The following is a 19,434-nucleotide window of genomic DNA, read 5'->3' as shown; positions in this document are numbered from 1 at the left end:
TGCGGCACTGACCTGCGCATGCGGGCATGGGTGCGCGTCCTTGCGCGGGCAGGGATCAGATACGGGGAGAACGGCGGTGCTGTGAGCTCAGCTCGCCGGACAGATGGCGCTGGACATGCGGCCGAGGTCGACGTGCCGCCGACTCACCAAGGCAATTCCAGTTCCAGGCATGACGGAAGCGTGTCACGGCGATCTGGACACAGTCCAGCTTTATCCAACATGCGGACACCCTTGTCCCATATCGCGGAACAAGGGTGTCGTCGCTCACATGCGCTGCGGGGAGGCTTGTCCCGGCAGGTCAGGCAGGGTATGCGCCGGGCCAGGGCCCCGGCGTCGCCACCTCCGGCTCCAGCTCCACCTTGGTGTCGAACAGTTTGAAGCCGCGCCGCTGGTAGTTGTCCATGGCGAACTCGCCGTCCTTGCTGCACGTGTGCAGCCACACCCGCTTGGTCGGCGTCCGCCCGGGCCACCGCTCGGCCAGGTCCCAGGCGCGGGCCGTGCCGTACGCCAGCAGGTGCCCGCCGATGCGGCGGCCCCGGAAGGGGGGGAGCAGGCCGAAGTAGACGATCTCGACCACGCCCTCGTCCTGCGGCTCCAGTTCGGCGTAGCCGGCCGGGGTGCCCCGGTCGTAGACCACCCAGGTCTCCACCCCGGGCCGGTCCAGGTGCTCCCGCCACCGCGCGTACGGCCAGCCGAGCCGGTCCGTCCAGCGGATGTCCCCACCGACCGAGGCGTACAGGAAGCGGCTGAACTCGGGGGAGGGGGCCTCGGCGCGCACGATCCGCACATCGCCCTCGGGCGCGGCGGCGGGCAGGAGGTCGGCCGGGGACGTCTGCTCCAGGGACCAGGTGGTGACGGGGACGCTGCTCATGCGGGCCAGGGAATCATCCCGTCGGCGGATCTGTCGATCGGCCGGGTCACCGCGGCGAGGGGCCGGCCGGGTCACTCGGTCGTGTCACCGTGAAGAGCGGTCGACCGGGTCGTCGCGGCGGCCGGTGGGCGGTCAGTCCAGCGACCGGTCGAGTTCGGCCAGGGGCAGGGCGAACAGCATCCGGTCCGACAGCGACCAGACCTCGCCGGTCGCCTGCCAGTAGGACAGGGAGCCCGTGGAGGCGGCCCAGCAGCGGCGGGAGGCGTCCGAACCGCAGCGGGCCGCCTTCGCTCCGCCGAGGTCCTGCCGCCACAGTCCGCCGTGTCCGTCCCAGGAGTCGGGCAGGCGTCCCACATACCAGGACGGGGCATCCGCCCCGGGCCGCCGGTACGACAGCACACCCCGGATCCCGGACGCCCGGGTCGTGTATGCCTGCTCCGCGTCCACCCGGCCGTCGGCGCCCGCGGACAGCAGCCCGCCGCGCGCGGGGGTCGTGCTCAGCGCGTACCGCCACAGCCGGGCGCGCCGGCCGGCGCCGGGCTCGGTCCACTCGGCCGCGACCAGGCTGTCCGGCACGGTGCCGCGGTCGACGGCGAGCGCGCCCGGGCACGGCGGCCCGGAGGGGGCGCAGCGGCCGGAGGTGAAGCGGTAGGAGCCGATCGCGGGCATCACGTACCGGTAGCCGTCGGCGGACCAGCCGCCGCGTACCCGGCCGATCGCCGGTCCGTCGACCGTGGTGCGCTGGATGCGGTCGAGGTCGTAGACGTAGAGCGCGTCGGCGTCGCCGGCCGTGGTGGTGACCAGCAGCTTGTCGTGGTACCAGACCATGCCGGAGATCGCGGAGGCCAGGCCCCGGTAGTCCCGGCCGTCGTGCACCGGCACCACGAGCAGCACCCAGCGGTAGGAGAGGTGGGCGGGGTCGTCGGCGTTCACGAAGGCGACCCGGGCGAGGCCCCGCTCGGCGGCGCGGCCGGTGTCGGTGCTGTGGGTCCAGCCGGTGAGGACGACCCGGTGGGTGCCCCAGACGCCGTCGTCGTCGGCGTCCCCGGACGTCGTCACCGAGGCCGGCCGCCAGTCGGTGCCGTCGGTGTCGGCCCGGTCCCAGCAGTAGGCGCGGGTGGCGGCCGGGGTGACGGGCAGGGACGCGTGGTCGGCGGAGGAGCAGTCGGCGGACTCGCGCATGCCGTGGTCGGCGCTGTTCAGCACGGCGTCCACGCCGACCGGACGGCCCATCCCGGCGGCCAGCCGGTCCAGATCGCGGGCCGGGACCAGCCGTTCCTGGAGCCGGAGCCGGCCGGAATCCGCCGGGGAGGAGAGCGGCTTGAGCGCACCGGGGCTCTCGGTGACCTGGGCCTGGGACGCGCTGATCAGCGTGGCGGCCGCGGTGAGCGCCAGCGCGGTCCCGGTCAGGACGGCGCGCAGCGCAGCGCCCCGTCTGCGCCGGCGGTGTCTTCCGCGATGCTTCATCTCTCCTCCCGAGGGCGTGCCAACTGCGCCTGAAGATCAGTAGGTTGACCCGAGGAGCAGATGAGGAAGCCCGTAGGGGATGCTACGGCAGTAACGGTCCGCGCAGGGCGAAGACCCCGCAAATACGTGGAAGGCACGCCGAAGGAACCGTGCCCGGGCTCTCAGGGCGGCGTCGGCCGACCGCCCCCGGTGGCCGTCCGCCGCCGTGCCACCGCCGGTGCCGTCGACCGGGGCAGCAGGTCACGGGGGTCGTCGGGGAGCAGCACCTCCACCTCCGCGGTCTCGGCGAGACGGTAGGGCCGATGCTGCAGAAGTTCCCCTAGATAGCGCCGGATCCGCGACATCTCGGCACGCACCGTCACCGTACGTGAAGGGTCTCCGAACAGATCCTCGGCCAGGTCGGCCGCCCCCCGCCCGCGCGGCTGTTCGGCCAGCAGGAACAGCAACTCGGCGTGCCGGGGACTCAGTTCCCGCGACCAGGAGCCCGCCGAGGCCGACACCGTGACCGTGCGGCGGCCGGGCCGGGCGAGGTCCAGCACGAGCCGGGTGGCGGAGGTGGCGTGCGGTTCGTCGTCCGCCCGCAGCAGCCAGCCGTCGGCCAGCGGCTCCACCGTGCACGAGCCCAGCGAGGGCAGCCACCGGCGGCCCGGCGCCGGCGACTTGGGCAGCGTGATCCTGCGCAGGTACGGCATCCCGGTCACGGCCGCCGCCCAGCCGTCCCGGTCCACCACCAGCGCCCGCCCGTCCAGCCGGGCCAGCACGGGCGCCGCCACCGTCCGCAGCCGCTCCAGCGAGGCCAGATGCAGCTCCCGCAGCCGCGCCTCGGCCAGCTTGGCGACCGAGTCCACCCAGGCGAGGGTCGCCGGATGCATGGTCTCCAGCGGGCCGCTGACGTCCACCACGCCGAGCAGCCGGCCGTCCCTCGGGTCGGTGATCGGGGCGCCCGTACAGGTCCAGGAGGTCTGCGAGCGGACGAAGTGCTCGCCGGCGAAGACCTGCACGGGCCGTCGTACGACCGCCGGGGTGCCCACCCCGTTGGTGCCGACGACGTCTTCCCGCCAGTCCGCGCCCAGTTCGAAGCCGAGGCCGTCCGCCTTGCGCAGCACGGGATGCGACCCCTCACGCCACAGCACCCGCCCGTCGGCGTCCGCGACGACCATGATGTGCTGGGCGACGTCCGCGACCGAAAGCAGACCTTCGCGCAGCACCGGCAGGACGTGCCTGAGCTGTGACTCCTCGCGCCGGCGCCGCACTTCGTCGGAGGACAGCAGCCCGGACCTGAAGTCCCGGTCGGGGTCGACGCCGCCGCGCAGCATCCGTCCCCAGGACTGCTCGATCACCGGCCGGGGCGCGATCCGCGCACGTTGACCGGCCAGCGTGGCCTCACGCACCTCGCTCAGCACCCGCGCCGCCTGCGCCGCGTCCACGGCGGCCAGGCGCGCCACGTTCATCGACGCGTTCACCACTCGGCTCCTCCCGGAGAAGGGCATCGAACATTCCTGTCAAGCGGTCCGGGCGGCGGTTTCCGGTCCGGCTGTGGCTCTCATACTGCCGGTCCGGGCAGGCCGGAGGCACACACTCCGCGCATGTGCGCCAACAAGTTGCAACCCCCTGCAACCCTGGTGAACCGCCGGAAGGTGGCTGAGACTTGACTACGACGCCGTCCTCGGCGTCCGTGGGCTGCAACGGGCCCAGGTGGAGAGGGTGGTGCCGTGTCGGCGCAGCACCACCCCCTCCGGGCTTCCGGCACGCCGGCGCGCGTCCGGTCCGCCCGCTCACGCCCGCGCGGCGGAGCCGCGTGACGGCGGCGCCCCGCGCCCCTCGGTGAGGCGCCCCGCCCCCAGCCTCAGGAGACCGGGCGCGCCCGTTCCACCACCGCTTCCAGGTCCAGGCTCGTCGGCAGGGTGCCGAACGCCCCGCCGTGGTCGCCGCCCAGCCGGGAGGCGCAGAACGCGTCGGCGACCTCCGGGGGCGCGTGGCGGACCAGCAGCGAGCCCTGGAGGGCGAGCGCGAGACGCTCCACCAGACGCCGGGCCCGGCCCTCGACGCCCTCCAGATCGGCGAGTTCCGCGAAGAGGTCCTTCACCGCCCGGTCGAGCCGGTGGTCGGCGCCGTGGGCCCGGCCGATCTCGGCGAGGCAGGCGTCGAGCGCGCCCGGCTCCCGCTGCAACGCCCGCAGCACGTCCAGCGCCTGCACGTTCCCGGCGCCCTCCCAGACGGAGTTCAGCGGCGACTCGCGCACCAGCCGGGGCAGTCCGGACTCCTCGACGTACCCGTTGCCGCCCAGGCACTCGGCGGCCTCGACCGCCAGCGGCGCACACCGCTTGGTGATCCAGTACTTCGCGGCCGGCACGGCCAGCCGCAGGAAGGCGCGCTCCTGCTCGCCCCCGTCGTCGTAGGCCGCCGCCAGCCGCAGCGTGAGCGCGGTCGCGGCCTCGGACTCCAGTGCGAGGTCGGCGAGGACGTTGCGCATCAGCGGCTTGTCGGCCAGCCTGCCGCCGAACGCCTCGCGGTGCGAGCAGTGGTGGATCGCCTGCGCCACCGCCTGCCGCATCAGGCCCGCCGAACCGAGCGCGCAGTCGAGCCGGGTCGCGGCGACCATCTCGATGATGGTGCGCACCCCGCGCCCCTCCTCGCCGACCCGGCGCGCCCACGTGCCCTCGAACTCGACCTCGGCGGAGGCGTTGGACCGGTTGCCCAGCTTGTCCTTCAGCCGCTGGATCAGGAAGACGTTGCGCCCGCCGTCGTCCAGCACGCGCGGGACCAGGAAACAGGTCAGGCCTCCGGGGGCCTGCGCGAGCACCAGGAAGGCGTCCGACATCGGGGCCGAGCAGAACCACTTGTGCCCGGTGAGGGTGTAGGCGCCGTCCTCCGCGAGCGGCCGGGCCTCGGTGGTGTTCGCCCGCACGTCGCTGCCGCCCTGCTTCTCCGTCATGCCCATGCCGAAGATCGCCCCGGACTTCAGCGCGGCGGGCCGCAGCTCCCGGTCGTAGATCGTGGAGGTCAGCCGGGGCTCCCACACGGCGGCCAGTTCCGGGTCGGTGCGCAGCGCGGGCACCGCCGCGTGGGTCATGGACAGCGGGCAGCAGTTGCCCGACTCGACCTGGGTCCAGACGAGGAACCCGGCCGCCCGGCGCACATGCCCGGCCGGCCGCGTCCAGGCGCCGGTCAGCCCCGCCGAGACACCCTTGCCGAGCAGCCGGTGCCAGGCCGGGTGGAACTCCACCTCGTCGATCCGGTGGCCGTACCGGTCGTGAGTGCGCAGCCGGGGCGGATGCTCGTTGGCCTGCACAGCCCACTCCTGCACCTGCGCCGAGCCCGAGGTGCGGCCCAGCGCGGACAGCTCGGCGCGCACCTCGTCCAGAACGTCGTCCGGGGTGTGCCGCTCGACGGCCTCCAGGAGGGCCCGGTCGGCGGTGAAGAGGTCGTAGCCGACCAGCGGGGGCGGCTGGTTCGTCACGGTGTGGGTGGGGGTGCCTGCCATGGTTGGGAACCTACCCGGGACGGCGGAGGTGATGACCTCCAGAGTGGCACAGCGCCCCCGGCCGGCGCGCCGGTTCCGGCCGTCCGGGCCGGCCCCGCCCCGCGAGGTGAGAGCGGCCGGGTCCTGCGGATACCTTTGGGTCGTGCAGCCAGCAAGCGAACCCCCCGAGCGGCCGGCCGGCCGGCTCCACCGGGCCCGGGCCCTCTACCGGAACGTCTCCAAGCGCAGGACCGCCTGGCTGCTGCTCAAGGACACCGTCAACTCCTGCATGGAGTACCGCATCCTGGGCCTGGCGGCCGAGGCGGCGTTCTTCACGCTGCTGTCCGTGCCGCCGCTGCTGCTCTGCCTCATCGGGCTGCTCGGCTACGTCGACACCTGGACCGGCACCCACACCATCGCGAGCCTGGAGACCAACATCCTCGACGCCTCCCGGACCGTGCTGTCCGACAAGGGCGTGAAGGAGATCACCCAGCCGATCCTGCACGACGTGATGAAGGGCGGCCGGCCCGACGTCATCTCCATCGGCTTCCTGTTCGCCCTGTGGTCGGGCTCGCGCGCGGTGAACGTCTTCATCGACACCATCACCGTGATGTACGGCCTCGACGGCGTCCGGGGCATCGTGAAGACTCGGATCATGGCCTTCCTGCTGTTCATCGTGGCCCTGCTGATCGGCTCGGTGGCGCTGCCGCTGATGGTGGCCGGGCCGGACGCGGTGGTGCGGTTCGTGCCCTGGTCGGCGACGGTCGTCCAGGTGCTGTACTGGCCGGTCGTGATGGTCCTGTCCATCGCCTTCCTCACGACCCTCTACCACGTGTCCGTACCGGTGCGCTCGCCGTGGATCGAGGACGTCCCCGGCGCGCTCGTCGCCCTGGCCATGTGGGTCCTCGGCAGCTTCCTGCTCCGGATCTACCTCGTGCACAGCATCGAGGGCGCCACGATCTACGGCTCCCTCGCCGCGTCCGTCGCCGTGCTGCTCTGGATCGGCGTGTCGGCCTTCGCCGTGCTCGTCGGGGCCGCGGTCAACGCCGCCATCGACCGGGTCTGGCCGGCCGCGGCCACGGCGGCGGCCCGCGAGGCCAACGACCGGGTGCGCGAGGCGCAGGTCGCCGACTACGTCGCCCGCGCCGCGGCCGGCCGCGACACCGACCCGGACGACCCCGACATGCCCTCGGAGTTCCCCGAGCGCTGGTCCCGCTTCCTGCCCCCCGAGGACGTGACGGCCCGCCTGCGCACCCATGTGAAGAACCCCCAGCACGCGCAGAAGGCGGGCGGACAGCCACCCCAGGAGAAGGGCGGCAGGCAGCGGCCGCAGGACGGCGGGAGCGCACAGCGCCCGAAGGACGGGGCCGGCGGCCCGGCCCTGCCGGAGAGCGGGAGCGGTCAGTATCCGGGGGACCGGGGGAGCGGGTGGCAGCCGGGCGATCGGGCCGGTGGCCGGGGCCTGCCGGAGAGCGGGAGCGGGCCGCAGCCGCCCGGCGGCTGGGGCGGGCGGCACAGGCACGGCACCGGCAGCAACAACGGCAACGGGGACCCGGCACACCCGCAGAGGTGACCGCGGGGGCGGCACGCGACGCCCGACGCGCGCCAGGGCCCGGCGGCACTCGGCCGCCGAGCCCTTCCCATGAGACCGCAGGCCGCCGGTCCGGACGCGGCGAAAACGCCCGCTCATCCCCTCGCACGCGCGTCTACGCTGCACCCATGGACGCACTCGCCGGCCTGCTGGACGGTCCACGCGCGCGTGGCGCCTTCATGATCCGGGCGTGTTTCGACCCGCCCTGGGCGGTGCGGGTGGCGGACGAGGCACCGCTGACGCTGGTGATCACGGCCCGCGGCGGCTGCTGGATCACCACGGACGCCGACGGCACCACGGTCCGGCTCGGCCCCGGCGACCTGGCGATCGCACGCGGTCCGCAGCCGTACACCTGCGCCGACGCCCCCGGCACCGCCCCGCAGGCGCTGATCCTGCCCGGCGGCGAGTGCCGCTACCCCGACGGCGGCTCCCTGAACGGCTCCATGGACCTCGGGCTGCGCACCTGGGGCGACCGCCCCGACGCCGGCACGATGATGCTCATCGGCACCTACCTGATGCGCGGTGAGATCAGCGGCCGTCTGCTCGACGCCCTGCCGCCCCTGCTGACGCTGCCCGCCGAGGTGTGGCCCAGCCCGCTGATCCCGCTGCTCACGGAGGAGATCGTCCGCGACGAGCCCGGCCAGGAGGTGGTGCTGGACCGCCTGCTCGACCTGCTGCTGATCAGTGCGCTGCGGGCCTGGTTCTCCCGCCCGGAGGCGGCGGCGCCCGCGTGGTACCGGGCCCTGGCCGACCCGGTCGTCGGCCGTGCGCTCAGGCTGCTGCAGGGCGATCCGGCGCACCCGTGGACGGTGGCCGCGCTCGCCGCCGAGGCCGGGGTGTCGCGTGCGGCCCTGGCCCGCCGCTTCTCCGACCTGGTGGGCGAGCCCCCGATGACCTACCTGACCGGCTGGCGGCTCGCCCTCGCCGCGGACCGCCTGCGCGACACCGACCTCACCCTGGAGGCCATCGCCCGCCAGGTCGGCTACGGCAGCGCGTTCGCCCTCTCCACCGCCTTCAAACGCCTCCACGGCGTCAGCCCCCAGGAACACCGGGCCGGGGGCCTGGTTCGGCAGTGAGGGGGTGCCCCGGGGGCCGGGCTCGGCCGATGGTGCTCCGGGCCGGGCGGTGCGACCCCGGCGTACGCTGACACCCGTGTACGCGGAGCGGGTGTCCCGGCTGACCGGTGCGGTCGTGTGGACGAACACCCCGGGCGGGGCCGGTGCCCGGCCCGTGCTGCCCGACGGCTGCATGGACCTGCTGTGGAGCGAGGGCCGGCTGCTGGTCGCCGGCCCCGACACCCGCCCGTACGTCCCCGAGGGCCCGGCCGGCTCCTGGGCGGGCATCCGCTTCTTCCCCGGTACCGCGCCCGCACTGCTCGGCGTGCCGGCGCACGAACTGCGCGACCGGCGGGTGGAGTTGGCCGACCTGTGGGCCGCCTCGCGGGTACGGCGGCTGTGCGACCGCGTCGAGGCGGCGCCCGACCCGGCGTCGGCGCTGGAGGACGTCGCCCTGGACCGGGCCGCGTGGACGGCGGCCCCCGACCCGCTGCTGCACCGGCTGGTGGAGTGCCTGGACGAGGGCCGCGCGGTCGCGGCGACGGCCACCGAACTCGGCGTCGGGGCCCGTACGTTGCACCGCCGGTGCCTGAACGCGTTCGGCTACGGACCGAAGACCCTGGCCCGCATCCTGCGTCTGCAGCGGGCCCTGGCGCTCGCTCGCGCGGGCGTGCCGGACGCCGAGACGGCGGTCCGCGCGGGGTACGCGGATCAGCCCCATCTCGCCCGTGAGGTGAGGGAGTTGGCGGGGAAGCCGCTCGGCGAGCTACTCGGCGGCGGGTAGCGGGGCGAACAGGTCGACGCCGTTGCCGTCGGGGTCGTGCACGGTGGCGTACCGCTGCCCCCAGAAGGCGTCCCACGGCTTCAGCTCTCCGTGGTACCCGGCGCCCACCAGGTCCTCGTAGAGCGCGTCGACCTCGGCGGGTGAGTCGCAACGGAAGGCGAGCGCGACCCGGCCGCCCCCGGCCGGTGGCCGCCACGCCGGGTGGAAGGAGCGGACGGTGTCCTCGGTGTCGAGGGCGAGGGTCAGCCCGCCGGGCAGTTCGGCCTCGACGTGCGGCTGGGTCTCGGCACCCCCGGGAAAGACGAGTCCGAGGCGACGGTAGAAGGCGAGCGAGGCGGCCATGTCGGAGGCCACCACGCCGATCACGGCGAATCGTGCGGTCATGCGGCCACCGTAGGCAGCCACCGCGCGGGCGGTCTTGAAGAAAGCGGTCACCCGGGCCGGGCCCTCGGGGGAGGCCGGGAAGGGGGGCGACGCGCCGCTCAGGCGAACGTGACCGGGCCCTTGGGGGTGTCCACGGTGAAGGTGAGCGCGGCCGGGCCGGACGCGAGGGGCAGTGCGGTGCCGAGGGCCGCCAGGGGGCCGCGCACCTCCTCCGGATGGGGCACGGTGGCGGACACCGCCAGCAGCGGGGTGACCGGCAGGCCGGAGGCGGCCGGGTGGCGGGAGTCGCCCCAGTCGATGAGGAACGGCACCAGGCCGGAGGGGTGCGCGCGGTCGCTGTCGGTCAGCCGCCACCGCAGCACGGTGCCGTCCGGGGTGCGGCGGCTCATCGGGTGCACGGGACCCGGGTCGTAGCCCCGCGCGCGGGCCGCCGTGATCGCCGCGTCCAGGTCGGGCGGGCTGATCGCCCAGGCGAGCGCGCGGGGGGCGGTCAGCCCGTCGACGCCGAACGGCCGCGGCCCGTCGGGTGCGGACTGCTCCGGGTCGGGACCGATGATCTCCAGATAGCTCCGGCCGCCCAGCCCCACCAGATGGTTCCGGGTGCCGCGGCCGATGTGCACACCACCGGGCGCGGGCGTCACCCCGGTCCGGCGCGCGAACTCGGCGACCGTCGCGTCCAGGTCGGGCGTGGCGAGGACGAGATGGTCCAGGTGCGCGGGAATGGCGTTCATTCCGCGGGAGGCTACGGTCATCGGCCGTGCGGTTCAAGGTCGCCATCCGCCTTACGGGGCAAGCGTGCGGACCGGCGGCGGAGGAGGGGCCGGCCGTCAGCGCGTTCAGTCCTCGGCGAGGTCCGGGCGGCCGTTCCGGACGGCCTCGGCGTCCCCCTCCGGGTGGTGCCCGCCGACGGGTGCGGACACCGTGGCGCGGTGCGGTCCGGGGGCGAGGGTGCGGCTGCCGGCATGCGCCGTGCCGAACGCGGCGACCAGGGCGACTGCGGTCACGGCGACGGCTGCCGCGGTGCGCGAGGTGAGGTCCATGCCCGCCCAACGATCCGCTCCGGGCACCGGTCACCGCCCGGCGCGAACCCTGCGGCCTCACGCGGCCGGCCGGGGTGCGGGTCGCCGACGGACGCCCCGGTGGCGCGCCCGCGCTCGGTCGACGGCTTGGCCCTCGCGTACGCCGAACAGCCCAGTCCAGGGTCTGTGCACCGGAATACATCCGGGCGGTGTGGTGCTCTGATGTGAAGGATGCACGAGCGCGCCGAAGGGCTGGTGGGCGATGACGGCAGACCAGACGGGCCCCGTGGTCAGGACGCCCCACGGGGCCGTACGCGGCCGGTACGAGCAGGGCATCGCGGTGTTCCGGGGCATCCCCTACGCCGCCCCGCCCTTCGGCCCCCGGCGATTCCGCCCGCCCGAGCCGCCCGAGCCCTGGGACGGGGTGCGCGATGCGGCCGCCTTCGGGCCGACCGCGCCGAAACCGCCGTACTCCGAGGCGTTCGCCCAGTACCTGTCCGACCCGGTGATCCCCGGCGACGACTGTCTCAACCTCAACGTATGGACCCCCGAACCGGCCCCCGGGGCTCGGCTGCCCGTCCTGGTGTGGCTGCACGGCGGTGCGCTGACCAGGGGATCCTCGGCCGTGCCGGTGTACGACGGCGGCTCCTTCGCCCGCGACGGCGTCGTCTGTGTCTCGGTCAACTACCGGCTGGGCGTCGAGGGCTACGGACTGTTCCCGGACGCCCGGCCCAACACCGGCCTGCGCGACCAGCTCACCGCGCTGCGCTGGGTCCACGGGACGATCGCGGCCTTCGGCGGCGACCCGGACCGGATCACCCTCTGCGGCCAGTCGGCCGGCGGGATCAGCGCGGGCGTCCTGCTCGCATCGCCCCACTCCCGGGGCCTGATCCGGCGGGCGGTGCTGCAGAGCGGCCCGCCGGAGGCATCCGACCGGGACAAGGTGCGGCGGATGGTGCGCCGCATGGCCACCCGGCTGAGGGTCCCGGCGACCGCCGAGGCCTTCGCCGCCGTCGACCGCGACCTGCTGCTGCGCACCCAGGCCGAGGTCGGCCGGCTGAGCAGCCCGGTGCTGGGCGGACCGGCGTTCGGCATCGTCGTGGACGGCGACCTCGTACCCCGCGACCCGCTCAAGGCCCTGGTCGACGGCGAGGCCGCCCCGGGCGTGGATCTGCTCATGGGCTGGACCCGGGACGAGTACCGGCTGTGGCTGGTGCCCGGCGGGCTGGTGGAGCGCGTCGACCGGCTCGGCGCGGTCGCCCTCGCCGGGGCCATGGCCCGCTGCCACGCGGGCCACGAGGTGCCGCGCGGCTACCGCGCACTGCACCCCGACGCGGGCGCCGCCGAGATCGTCGGCCAGATGGTCACCGACCACCTGCTGCGCATCCCGCTGCAGCGGCTGGCCGACGCCCGCCCCGGCACCTCCTACCTCTACGAGTTCGCCTGGCCGTCCCGCCGCCCCGGGCTCGGCGCCTGCCACGCCCTGGAACTGGGCTTCGTGTTCGACAGCGGTGACACGCCCGAGTCGCAGAAGCTGGCCGGCGAGGGCGCGCCGCAGGAGCTGTGCGACGCGATGCACTCGGCCTGGGTCCGGTTCGCGACGACCGGGGAACCCGGCTGGCAGTCCTGGGACGCCTCGCATCCCGTGCGGGTCTTCGGCGAGGGCGTCCCGTACACCGCGTACGGTCCGCGCGACGCGGAGAACGCGCTCTGGACGGCCGCCCCCGTCGCCCCGCCCCCGCCGGCCTCCGTGCCCCGCGCCCCCGGCGCCGAACTGGCCTCCGCCATGCGCCGGCTGCGCCGCTCGGTCGGCGCGCTCCGCCGCTGACACTCCCCCCGGGGGCACCGGCGCTCTCCCTCGCCGGGCCGGACGACCGGCCCCCCGAAACCAGCACCGGCAAGCGCCGGCCGACCACGCGGCACCGCCCTGGTGTTGCACGGCTCGCCGGGTACGGCCGGGCGTCCGCCGACTGGGTTGTGGCGACTGGTTCAGGCCGCATGCAGCGTCCGGGCCGGGTGACCGGGTGTCCGTTGGTGGGGTTGCGGCGACTAGGTCAGGCGGTTTCCGGCGCCCGGGCCGGGTGACGCGGCGTCGGTCGGTGGGGTTGTGGCGACTGGTCCAGGCGGCATCCAGCGCCCGAGTCGGGTGATCCGCCGTCCGTCGACTGGGCCGTGGCGCCCGGCTTAGGCGGTGTCCGGCGTCCGGGCCGGGTGACCGGGCGTCCGCCGACTGGGTTGTGGCGACTGGTTCAGGCGGCATGCAGCGCCCGGTCCGGATGATCCGGCGTCCGTCGGTGGGGCTGCGGTGACTGGCTCAGGCGGCATGCAGCGCCCGGTCCGGTGGCCTGGCGTCCGTCGGTGGGGCTGTGGCGACTGGGCCAGGAGGTGTCCGGCGTCCGGGCCGGATGATCCGGCGTCCGTCGGCTGGGCGCGGTGCCCGGCTTAGGTGGCATCCAGTGCCCGGGCTGGGCGACCTGGCGTCGGTCGGTGGGGCTGCGGCGCCCGGCTTAGGGGGTGTCCAGCACAGGGCCGGGTGACCTCGCGTCGTTCGGTGGGGCTGTGGCGACTGGCTCAGGCGGGGTCCAGATCCCGGTCCGTGTGTCCCGGCGCCCCTCGCTGGGGCCGCGGCGACCGACTCACGCCGCATCCAGCACCCGAGCCCCGCGACCCGGCGTCCGTCGGCTGGGCCGCGGCGACCCGCTCAGGTGGTGGCCAGTGCCCGCGCGATCGACGCGATCGTCTCCGGGCCCACCCGGCAGCAGCCGCCGATCAGTCGGGCACCTCGTTCCCGCCATGCCCTGACGCGCTCGGCGTCGAGGGTCGTGCGCCCCTTCCACGCCCGGGCCCCGGCGTCCCAGGTCTCCCCGCTGTTGGGGTAGGCCACCACCGGCTTCCCGGTGACACGGGCGGCGATCTCCACGGCCGGCGCCACGTCCTCGGGCGCGCAGCAGTTCACGCCCACCGCGATCACCTCGTCCGCGTCGGCGGCCAGGGCGAAGGCCTCCTCCAGGGGCTGCCCGGCGCGGGTGCGCCGGCCGTCGACCGTGTACGACAGCCAGGCCGGCACCCCGAGTCCCCGCACCGCCCGGAGCAGCGCGGTGGCCTCGTCGGCGTCCGGTACGGTCTCCAGCGCGAACACGTCCGGCGCGGCGGCGGCCAGCGCCTCCAGCCGCGGCCGGTGGAACCGCTCCAGCTCCGTCACGCTCAGCCCGTACCGGCCCCGGTACTCCGAGCCGTCCGCCAGCATCGCCCCGTACGGGCCGGCCGAGGCCGCCACCCACAGCGGCCGCCCGGCGCCCGCGTCCCCGGCCCGACGAGCCGCCGTACGGGCCAGTTCGACGCTCAGCGCGAGCAGTCGCGCCGCCTCCGCGCGGCCGATGCCGCGCCTGGCGAAGCCCTCGAAGGTGGCCTGGTAGCTGGCGGTGATCGCCACGCTCGCGCCCGCCAGGAAGTACGTGAGATGCGCCGCGGCGACCGCCTCCGGCCGTTCCGCGAGCAGCCGCGCCGACCACAGTTCGTCGCTCAGGTCGTGCCCGGCGGCCTCCAGCTGGTTGGACATGCCGCCGTCGAGCACCACCGTCCCGTCGGCGAGGGCCGCGGCGAGGCTGGGGGAGGGGGCGCTGCCGGTCATGTCACGACGCTAGTCGAACCGCGCTGCCGACGGCCCCCGCCGTCCAGCAGGCGAGCACCCTGGGTTTCGATACGTCACGCCGAGGTCTGGAAAGCGCTTGCCCCGAGCGGGTACGGTCCAACGGGTGGGATGAGCCCCTGGGGCGCTCCGACCGGAACCGGGGCGCTCCAGGCCACGCCGGGAAGGGAACCCGACTGCCGTGATCCGACTGCCCGCCGACGACCGCACCCCGAGCCCGTACACCGGCTACACCCGCGCCCACTGGGAGGCCGCCGCCGACGCCCTGCTCGCCGCCGTCGAGCCGTACGCCACCCCCGACCGGGCCTTCTACCACCTGCCCGGCGCTCGCGAGAGCTGGTCCGGCCGCCTGTCGGACGGGCTGGAGGGCTACGCCCGTACGCTGCTGCTGGCCGCGTTCCGCCGGGACGAGACGGCGCTCGGCCGGTACGCCGACGGCCTCGCCACCGGCCCCGGCGGGGTCTGGCCGCGCATCGAGGACCGCGGCCAGCCCCTCGTCGAGGCCGCCTCCGTCGCCCTCGCCCTGCGGCTGACCCGGCCGCTGCTCTGGGACCGCCTGGACGACCGCGTACGGGAGCGGACGGCCCAGTGGCTGGCGGACGCGCTCACCGCCGAACCCTGGCCGTGCAACTGGGAGTTGTTCCCGGTCACCGTCGGCGGCTTCCTCGCCGGGATCGGTCACCGGGAGGAGGCGGCCCGCAAGGCGGTCGACCGCGGCCTGGAGCGGATCGAGGGCTGGTACGTCGGCGGCGGCTGGTACACCGACGGGGACGGCCGCAAGTTCGACTACTACAACGGCTGGGCGATGCACCTGTACCCGGTGCTCCACGCATGGCTGGCGGACGACGCCGAACTGCTCGCGCTCTACGGGGAGCGGCTCTCCCGTCATCTCGCCGACTACGCCCGCCTGTTCGGCGGCGACGGCGCCCCCGTGCACCAGGGCCGCTCCCTGACCTACCGCTTCGCGACGACGGCCCCGCTCTGGCTCGGCGCGCTGACCGGGCACACCCCCCTGTCCCCCGGCGAGACCCGCAGGCTGGCCTCCGGCGCCCTCAGGTACTTCCTCGACGCGGGCGCCGCCGACGAGCGGGGCCTGCTGTCGCTCGGCTGGCTCGGCCCCGACGAGGCGGTGCTGCAGGGCTACTCGGGCCCGGCCTCCCCGTACTGGGCGAGCAAGGGCTTCCTCGGCCTGCTGCTGCCGCCCGGGCACGAGGTGTGGACCGCGCCGGAGGAACCGGCCCCGGCCGAGCGCGCAGACGAGGTGCGGTCCGTGCCCGCCCCCAACTGGCTTCTCCAGTCGACCCGTTCGGACGGCCTGGTCCGGCTGCACAACCACGGCAGCGAGGACGTCCGTTACGACCCGTACTACACCCGGCTCGGTTACTCCACCGCCACCGTGCCCGCGCCGTCGTACGACAACAGCGTGTTCGTCGGCGGCGATCCGGACCGTACCCGGATCGAGCCGCTGGGCACGGGCGAGGGCTGGATCGCGTCCCGGCACACCGTGCGCGAGGGGGTCACCGTGACCAGCGTGGTGCTCGCCCGGGGCGCGGCGGAGGTGCGGGCGCACCTGGTGGCCGGCGCGGCCGCCGGAACACCGGTCCGGATCACCGGCTGGCCGGCGGGGAGGGACGGCGTACGGGCCGAACTCCTGCCCGCGCTCGGCCTGTCCGGCGCCCTCACCGGCACCACCGGCGCCGGACCCACCCTGTTCGCCGCACTGGCCCGGCTGACCGCGGAACCCGATCCGGCACCCCTCGCGGACCTGGTGTCCGTACGGGCGGACGGACCCTGCGAGCTGGACGTCCGCTGGAGCGGCGGAGCCGGGGCGCGGGTCCGGCTGACGGAGCGGGCCGTCGACGTCACCGTACGGGAGTGACCGGGGGCGCTCGTCTCCTCCTGCCGGTGACGTGGGACCCGCGGCCTCACGAAGAGGCCGATGTCCGCGCCCCGGGGCGGCACGGTTCGGCGCGCGCCGAAACGACCCGGGTCCACCATGGCCGTATGACCGCAGAGCTTCGTGCGGCGTCCTTCGCCGCGCTCCACCGTCGTCCGGGGGAGCCGCTGCTGCTGCCCAACGCCTGGGACCACGCCTCGGCCGCCGCACTGGCCGCCCGGGGGTTCCCCGCGATCGCCACGTCGAGCCTCGCGGTGGCGGCGGCCGCCGGTCTGCCCGACGGAGCGGCGGCGACCCGCGAGCACACCTTGCGGCTCGCCGAGACCCTCGGCCGGGCGTCCTGGCTCCTCTCGGTCGACGCCGAAGCGGGCTTCAGCGACGACCCCGAGGAAGTGGCCGAGCTGGCCCGGCAGTTGTGGCGTGCCGGGGCGGTCGGCGTCAACCTGGAGGACGCCCTCGGGCCGAGCGGCCGGCACGCGGCGAAGATCGCCGCCGTCAAGGCCGCCGTGCCCGGGATGTTCGTCAACGCCCGCACCGACACCCACTGGTCGGGCGACGGGGACGAGACGGACACCCTACGGCGCCTGGACGCCTACCAGCAGGCGGGCGCCGACGGGGTGTTCGTGCCGGGACTGACCGACCCGGAGCGGATCGCCGCCCTCGTCCGCCGACTCGGCGTTCCCCTCAACATCCTGTACTCGCCCGCCGGACCCGGCGTCCCCGACCTCGCCGGACTCGGCGTGGCCCGGGTGAGCCTCGGCTCGCTGCCCTACCGGCGGGCGCTCGGCGCGGCGCTGGACGCGGTGGCGGACATCGCCGCCGGCCGTGTCCCCGGCGGCACGACGCCCTCCTACGACGAGGTGTGCGCCCTGGAGCGCAGCGTCTCGGTGAGGAGGTCCGCGAACTCCACCGGGTGATCCAGCGCGCCGAGGTGCCCGCCGGGAAACTCCACGAAGTCCCCGCCGAGACGCTCGGCGAGCAACTCGGTCGTCCGGTGCAGCAGTTGACCGCGTGAGCCGGCGCCGGCGGCGAGGGTGAGCCGGCCCGGTGGCGGGGTGGGGCCGGGCGTGTACCGGGTGAACGGACGCAGCACCCGGGCGAGGAAGACGCCCATCGGGGTCGCCGAACCGCCCTCGGCGGGCGGCCGTTCGGCTCCGTCCAGCCGGGCGATCAGCTCGGCCCGCCGCTCCGCGCCGTCCGGCAGCACGGTGACGCACGGCGGTTCGTGCGCGACCACGTGCGCCAGCCGCCGCGGATGCCGGGCGAGCAGGTCGAGGACCGCGATGCCGCCGGAGCTGGTCCCGAACACGTAGGCGGACTCGCCCTCGGGCAGCACCGCCCGAAGCACCCGGTGCGCCCCCTCGCTCCAGTCCGCCACCCGCTGCTCGGCCACCGGCGGACCGAGCCGGCCGTGGGCGAGCCCGAGCGGGTCGTACGTCACGACGGTGAACCGCGCGGCCAGCCGCTCGGTCAGCGGCCCGAGCCCCATCGGGTGCCCCGCGCCGCCCGGTACCACCAGCAGCACGGGCCCGCTGCCCGTGACGTCGTAGTTGTCGTGGTGCGGTGGCTCAGTCATCGCTCTTCTTCTCCCGGGGCCAGTGCCGAAGGGCCAGGTGCAGGGCGTCGATAGCCTTGTCCCAGGAGGCCCGTACGTCCCGGTCCGCGCCGAAGCCGCCCGCGGCCTCCAGGGCGCAGTAGCCGTGGAAGGTGCTGCGCAGCAGGCGCACGGCGTCCGTCAGATCGGGCTCGTCCAGGCCGTAGCCGCGCAGCATGCCGTAGGTGATCTCGCCGGTGCGGCGCAGCGCGGGGGAGCCGGCGATCAGGGACTGGTCGACGCGGATCTGGGTGGCCGCGTACCGGCCCGGATGCTCCAGGGCGTAGGCGCGGTAGGCGTCGGCGAAGGCGGCCAGCGCGTCCTTGCCCGCCCGGCCGGCCACGGCCACCGCGATCCGGTCGATCAGCTCGCCGCCCGCGTGCAGCGCGAGCCGGGTGCGCAGGTCCTCCAGGCCCCGGACGTGCGAGTACAGGCTCGCGTCCTTCACGCCGAAGCGGCGGGCCAGCGCGGACAGCGTGACGTGCTCGAAGCCCGCCTCGTCGGCGAGTTCGGCGGCGGCCGCCACCAGCCGCTCGGCCGTGAGTCCCGCACGTGCCACGCCCGCCACCTCCTTGGGTCTCCAGGACAGATCCTAGAGCACCTAGGAAAGCGGGTGACGACCCTTTTCCACGACGGCAGTTGGGACCGGCGCCCGCCGTCGGCGCGGGAGGTCAGAGGACCTCTTCCTCCTCCGGGACGACGACCTTGTCGATCATCTGCTGGATCTGCTCGGACGGCAGCGCGACCGCCATGGCCCAGTAGTAGATGACGAGGCTGAAGGCCGCCGTGACGCCGATGTCCCACCCCAGCGGGAACCACGGGTGCTTCAGGGGACCGAAGTCGCTCAGGTACACGATCAGTCCCATGCCGACCAGGTAGGCGGGCAGCCACTGGGCGGCCCGCAGATCCAGCTGCGGGGTGATGGGGTTCATCCGGAACACCCGGTTGGCCACCAGGATGACGTAGCCGATGAGGATCGCGACGCCGAGCTTCCAGTCGGTGGTCCACCCGGACCACAGGATCAGCAGGTTGGCGACGATGAACGCCAGCGGCGACATCCAGCCGCCGCCGGGCAGCCGGTAGGGCCGGTGCGCCTCCGGCAGCCGGTTGCGGAACACTCCGAAGGACAGCGGGGCGCCGGCGTACATCAGCACGCTCGCGCTGGTGATCAGCCCCACGAGGGAACGCCAGCTCGGGAACGGCAGGAAGCAGACGCAGCCGACCACGAACGCCGCGATCAGGCCGACCCAGGGGACTCCGCGCCGGTTGGTGGACTCGAACGCGGAGGGCACGTAGCCGTTCCGGCTGAGCCCGTACGACACCCGCGACGACCCGGTGATGTAGATCAGGCCCGTGCCCGCGGGGGAGACCACCGCGTCGAGATAGAGGACCGTGGCCAGCCAGCCCAGACTGATCAATGTGGCGACCTGTGCGAACGGCCCGCTCAGCGTGGTGAACGCGGACGTCGCCCAGTGACTGCCGATCTGCGAGGCGGGCAGCGCGGCGAGGAAGACGACCTGGAGCAGGATGTAGATGACGATGCCGAGCACGATCGACCCGATCACCGCCCGCGGGATGTCCCGCTTGGGGTTGGCGCTCTCACCGGCGAGCTGGTCGGCCTGCTCGAAGCCCAGCAGCGCGAAGATGATGCCGCTGGTGG

The 19,434-nt window shown here is 74.8% G+C and carries 18 protein-coding genes; 6 read left to right on the top strand and 12 right to left on the bottom strand.

Annotated elements, in window-relative coordinates:
• Window positions 1–87: 87 nt before the first annotated feature.
• From ACWEN3_RS11435 to ACWEN3_RS11415, 5 genes are all read right to left on the bottom strand, one after another.
• Window positions 88–171, bottom strand: coding sequence for a putative leader peptide (locus ACWEN3_RS11435; RefSeq protein ID WP_310739661.1), 84 nt, complete (start codon window positions 169–171; stop codon window positions 88–90).
• A gap of 127 nt (window positions 172–298) precedes the next feature.
• Window positions 299–871, bottom strand: a complete 573-nt coding sequence (locus ACWEN3_RS11430; protein WP_452968660.1) for a GNAT family N-acetyltransferase — start codon at window positions 869–871, stop codon at window positions 299–301.
• 132 nt (window positions 872–1,003) lie between these two features.
• Entirely contained in the window at window positions 1,004–2,338 is a 1,335-nt protein-coding gene (locus tag ACWEN3_RS11425) for a hypothetical protein (RefSeq protein ID WP_452968658.1), read from the bottom strand.
• Window positions 2,339–2,499: 161 nt separating this feature from the next.
• Window positions 2,500–3,789 carry a GAF domain-containing protein gene (locus ACWEN3_RS11420; protein WP_452968688.1) on the bottom strand — a complete coding sequence of 430 codons (1,290 nt, stop codon included), beginning with the start codon at window positions 3,787–3,789 and terminating at the stop codon, window positions 2,500–2,502.
• Between the two features lie 395 nt (window positions 3,790–4,184).
• Window positions 4,185–5,822: an acyl-CoA dehydrogenase family protein gene (locus ACWEN3_RS11415; RefSeq protein ID WP_452968655.1), complete on the bottom strand. Its 1,638-nt coding sequence runs from the start codon at window positions 5,820–5,822 to the stop codon at window positions 4,185–4,187.
• A 142-nt stretch (window positions 5,823–5,964) separates the two neighbouring features.
• On the opposite strand from ACWEN3_RS11415, the gene ACWEN3_RS11410 reads away from it, so the two are divergent.
• The 3 genes from ACWEN3_RS11410 to ACWEN3_RS11400 all read left to right on the top strand — a co-directional run bounded on the left by ACWEN3_RS11410 (window position 5,965) and on the right by ACWEN3_RS11400 (window position 9,231).
• Entirely contained in the window at window positions 5,965–7,374 is a 1,410-nt protein-coding gene (locus ACWEN3_RS11410; protein WP_452968652.1) for a YhjD/YihY/BrkB family envelope integrity protein, read from the top strand.
• 146 nt (window positions 7,375–7,520) lie between these two features.
• Entirely contained in the window at window positions 7,521–8,468 is a 948-nt protein-coding gene (locus tag ACWEN3_RS11405; protein ID WP_452968649.1) for an AraC family transcriptional regulator, read from the top strand.
• A gap of 76 nt (window positions 8,469–8,544) precedes the next feature.
• Window positions 8,545–9,231, top strand: coding sequence for a helix-turn-helix domain-containing protein (locus tag ACWEN3_RS11400; RefSeq protein WP_452968646.1), 687 nt, complete (start codon window positions 8,545–8,547; stop codon window positions 9,229–9,231).
• Here the strand turns inward: ACWEN3_RS11400 and ACWEN3_RS11395 are convergent.
• The 3 genes from ACWEN3_RS11395 to ACWEN3_RS11385 all read right to left on the bottom strand — a co-directional run bounded on the left by ACWEN3_RS11395 (window position 9,214) and on the right by ACWEN3_RS11385 (window position 10,655).
• Window positions 9,214–9,615, bottom strand: coding sequence for a VOC family protein (locus ACWEN3_RS11395; protein WP_452968643.1), 402 nt, complete (start codon window positions 9,613–9,615; stop codon window positions 9,214–9,216). The two genes, ACWEN3_RS11400 and ACWEN3_RS11395, sit on opposite strands and share 18 nt — an antisense overlap.
• 98 nt (window positions 9,616–9,713) lie before the next feature.
• Complete coding sequence (locus ACWEN3_RS11390) at window positions 9,714–10,346, bottom strand: VOC family protein (protein ID WP_452968640.1); 633 nt, start codon at window positions 10,344–10,346, stop codon at window positions 9,714–9,716.
• A 105-nt stretch (window positions 10,347–10,451) separates the two neighbouring features.
• A complete protein-coding gene (locus ACWEN3_RS11385) occupies window positions 10,452–10,655 on the bottom strand; it encodes a hypothetical protein (protein ID WP_452968637.1) in 204 nt (67 codons plus the stop codon).
• Window positions 10,656–10,896: 241 nt separating this feature from the next.
• Here ACWEN3_RS11385 and ACWEN3_RS11380 point away from each other — a divergent pair, with 241 nt between their 5' ends.
• Window positions 10,897–12,462: a carboxylesterase/lipase family protein gene (locus tag ACWEN3_RS11380; RefSeq protein ID WP_452968634.1), complete on the top strand. Its 1,566-nt coding sequence runs from the start codon at window positions 10,897–10,899 to the stop codon at window positions 12,460–12,462.
• An 873-nt stretch (window positions 12,463–13,335) separates the two neighbouring features.
• Here ACWEN3_RS11380 and mmuM read toward each other — a convergent pair.
• On the bottom strand, window positions 13,336–14,265 hold the full coding sequence (mmuM, locus tag ACWEN3_RS11375) for a homocysteine S-methyltransferase (protein ID WP_452968631.1): 930 nt from the start codon (window positions 14,263–14,265) through the stop codon (window positions 13,336–13,338).
• Window positions 14,266–14,467: 202 nt separating this feature from the next.
• On the opposite strand from mmuM, the gene ACWEN3_RS11370 reads away from it, so the two are divergent.
• Window positions 14,468–16,162, top strand: a complete 1,695-nt coding sequence (locus ACWEN3_RS11370; RefSeq protein ID WP_452968685.1) for a DUF2264 domain-containing protein — start codon at window positions 14,468–14,470, stop codon at window positions 16,160–16,162.
• A 125-nt stretch (window positions 16,163–16,287) separates the two neighbouring features.
• Window positions 16,288–17,097 (top strand): isocitrate lyase/PEP mutase family protein, encoded by an 810-nt coding sequence (locus ACWEN3_RS11365; protein WP_452968628.1) that lies wholly within the window; start codon window positions 16,288–16,290, stop codon window positions 17,095–17,097.
• Here the strand turns inward: ACWEN3_RS11365 and ACWEN3_RS11360 are convergent.
• The 3 genes from ACWEN3_RS11360 to ACWEN3_RS11350 all read right to left on the bottom strand — a co-directional run.
• Entirely contained in the window at window positions 17,031–17,756 is a 726-nt protein-coding gene (locus ACWEN3_RS11360) for an alpha/beta fold hydrolase (protein ID WP_452968626.1), read from the bottom strand. The genes ACWEN3_RS11365 and ACWEN3_RS11360 overlap by 67 nt on opposite strands.
• On the bottom strand, window positions 17,749–18,333 hold the full coding sequence (locus tag ACWEN3_RS11355; RefSeq protein ID WP_452968623.1) for a TetR/AcrR family transcriptional regulator: 585 nt from the start codon (window positions 18,331–18,333) through the stop codon (window positions 17,749–17,751). Before ACWEN3_RS11355 ends, ACWEN3_RS11360 begins: the two co-directional genes overlap by 8 nt.
• A 112-nt stretch (window positions 18,334–18,445) precedes the next feature.
• Window positions 18,446–19,434, bottom strand: a 989-nt coding sequence (locus ACWEN3_RS11350; protein WP_452968620.1) for an APC family permease, incomplete at its 5' end; no start/stop codon positions are given.

It is taken from the genome of Streptomyces sp. NPDC004561 (assembly GCF_053602155.1).
The sequence above is the reverse complement of the archived record's forward strand: the minus strand, read 5'-3'. Positions and strand labels throughout refer to the sequence as shown.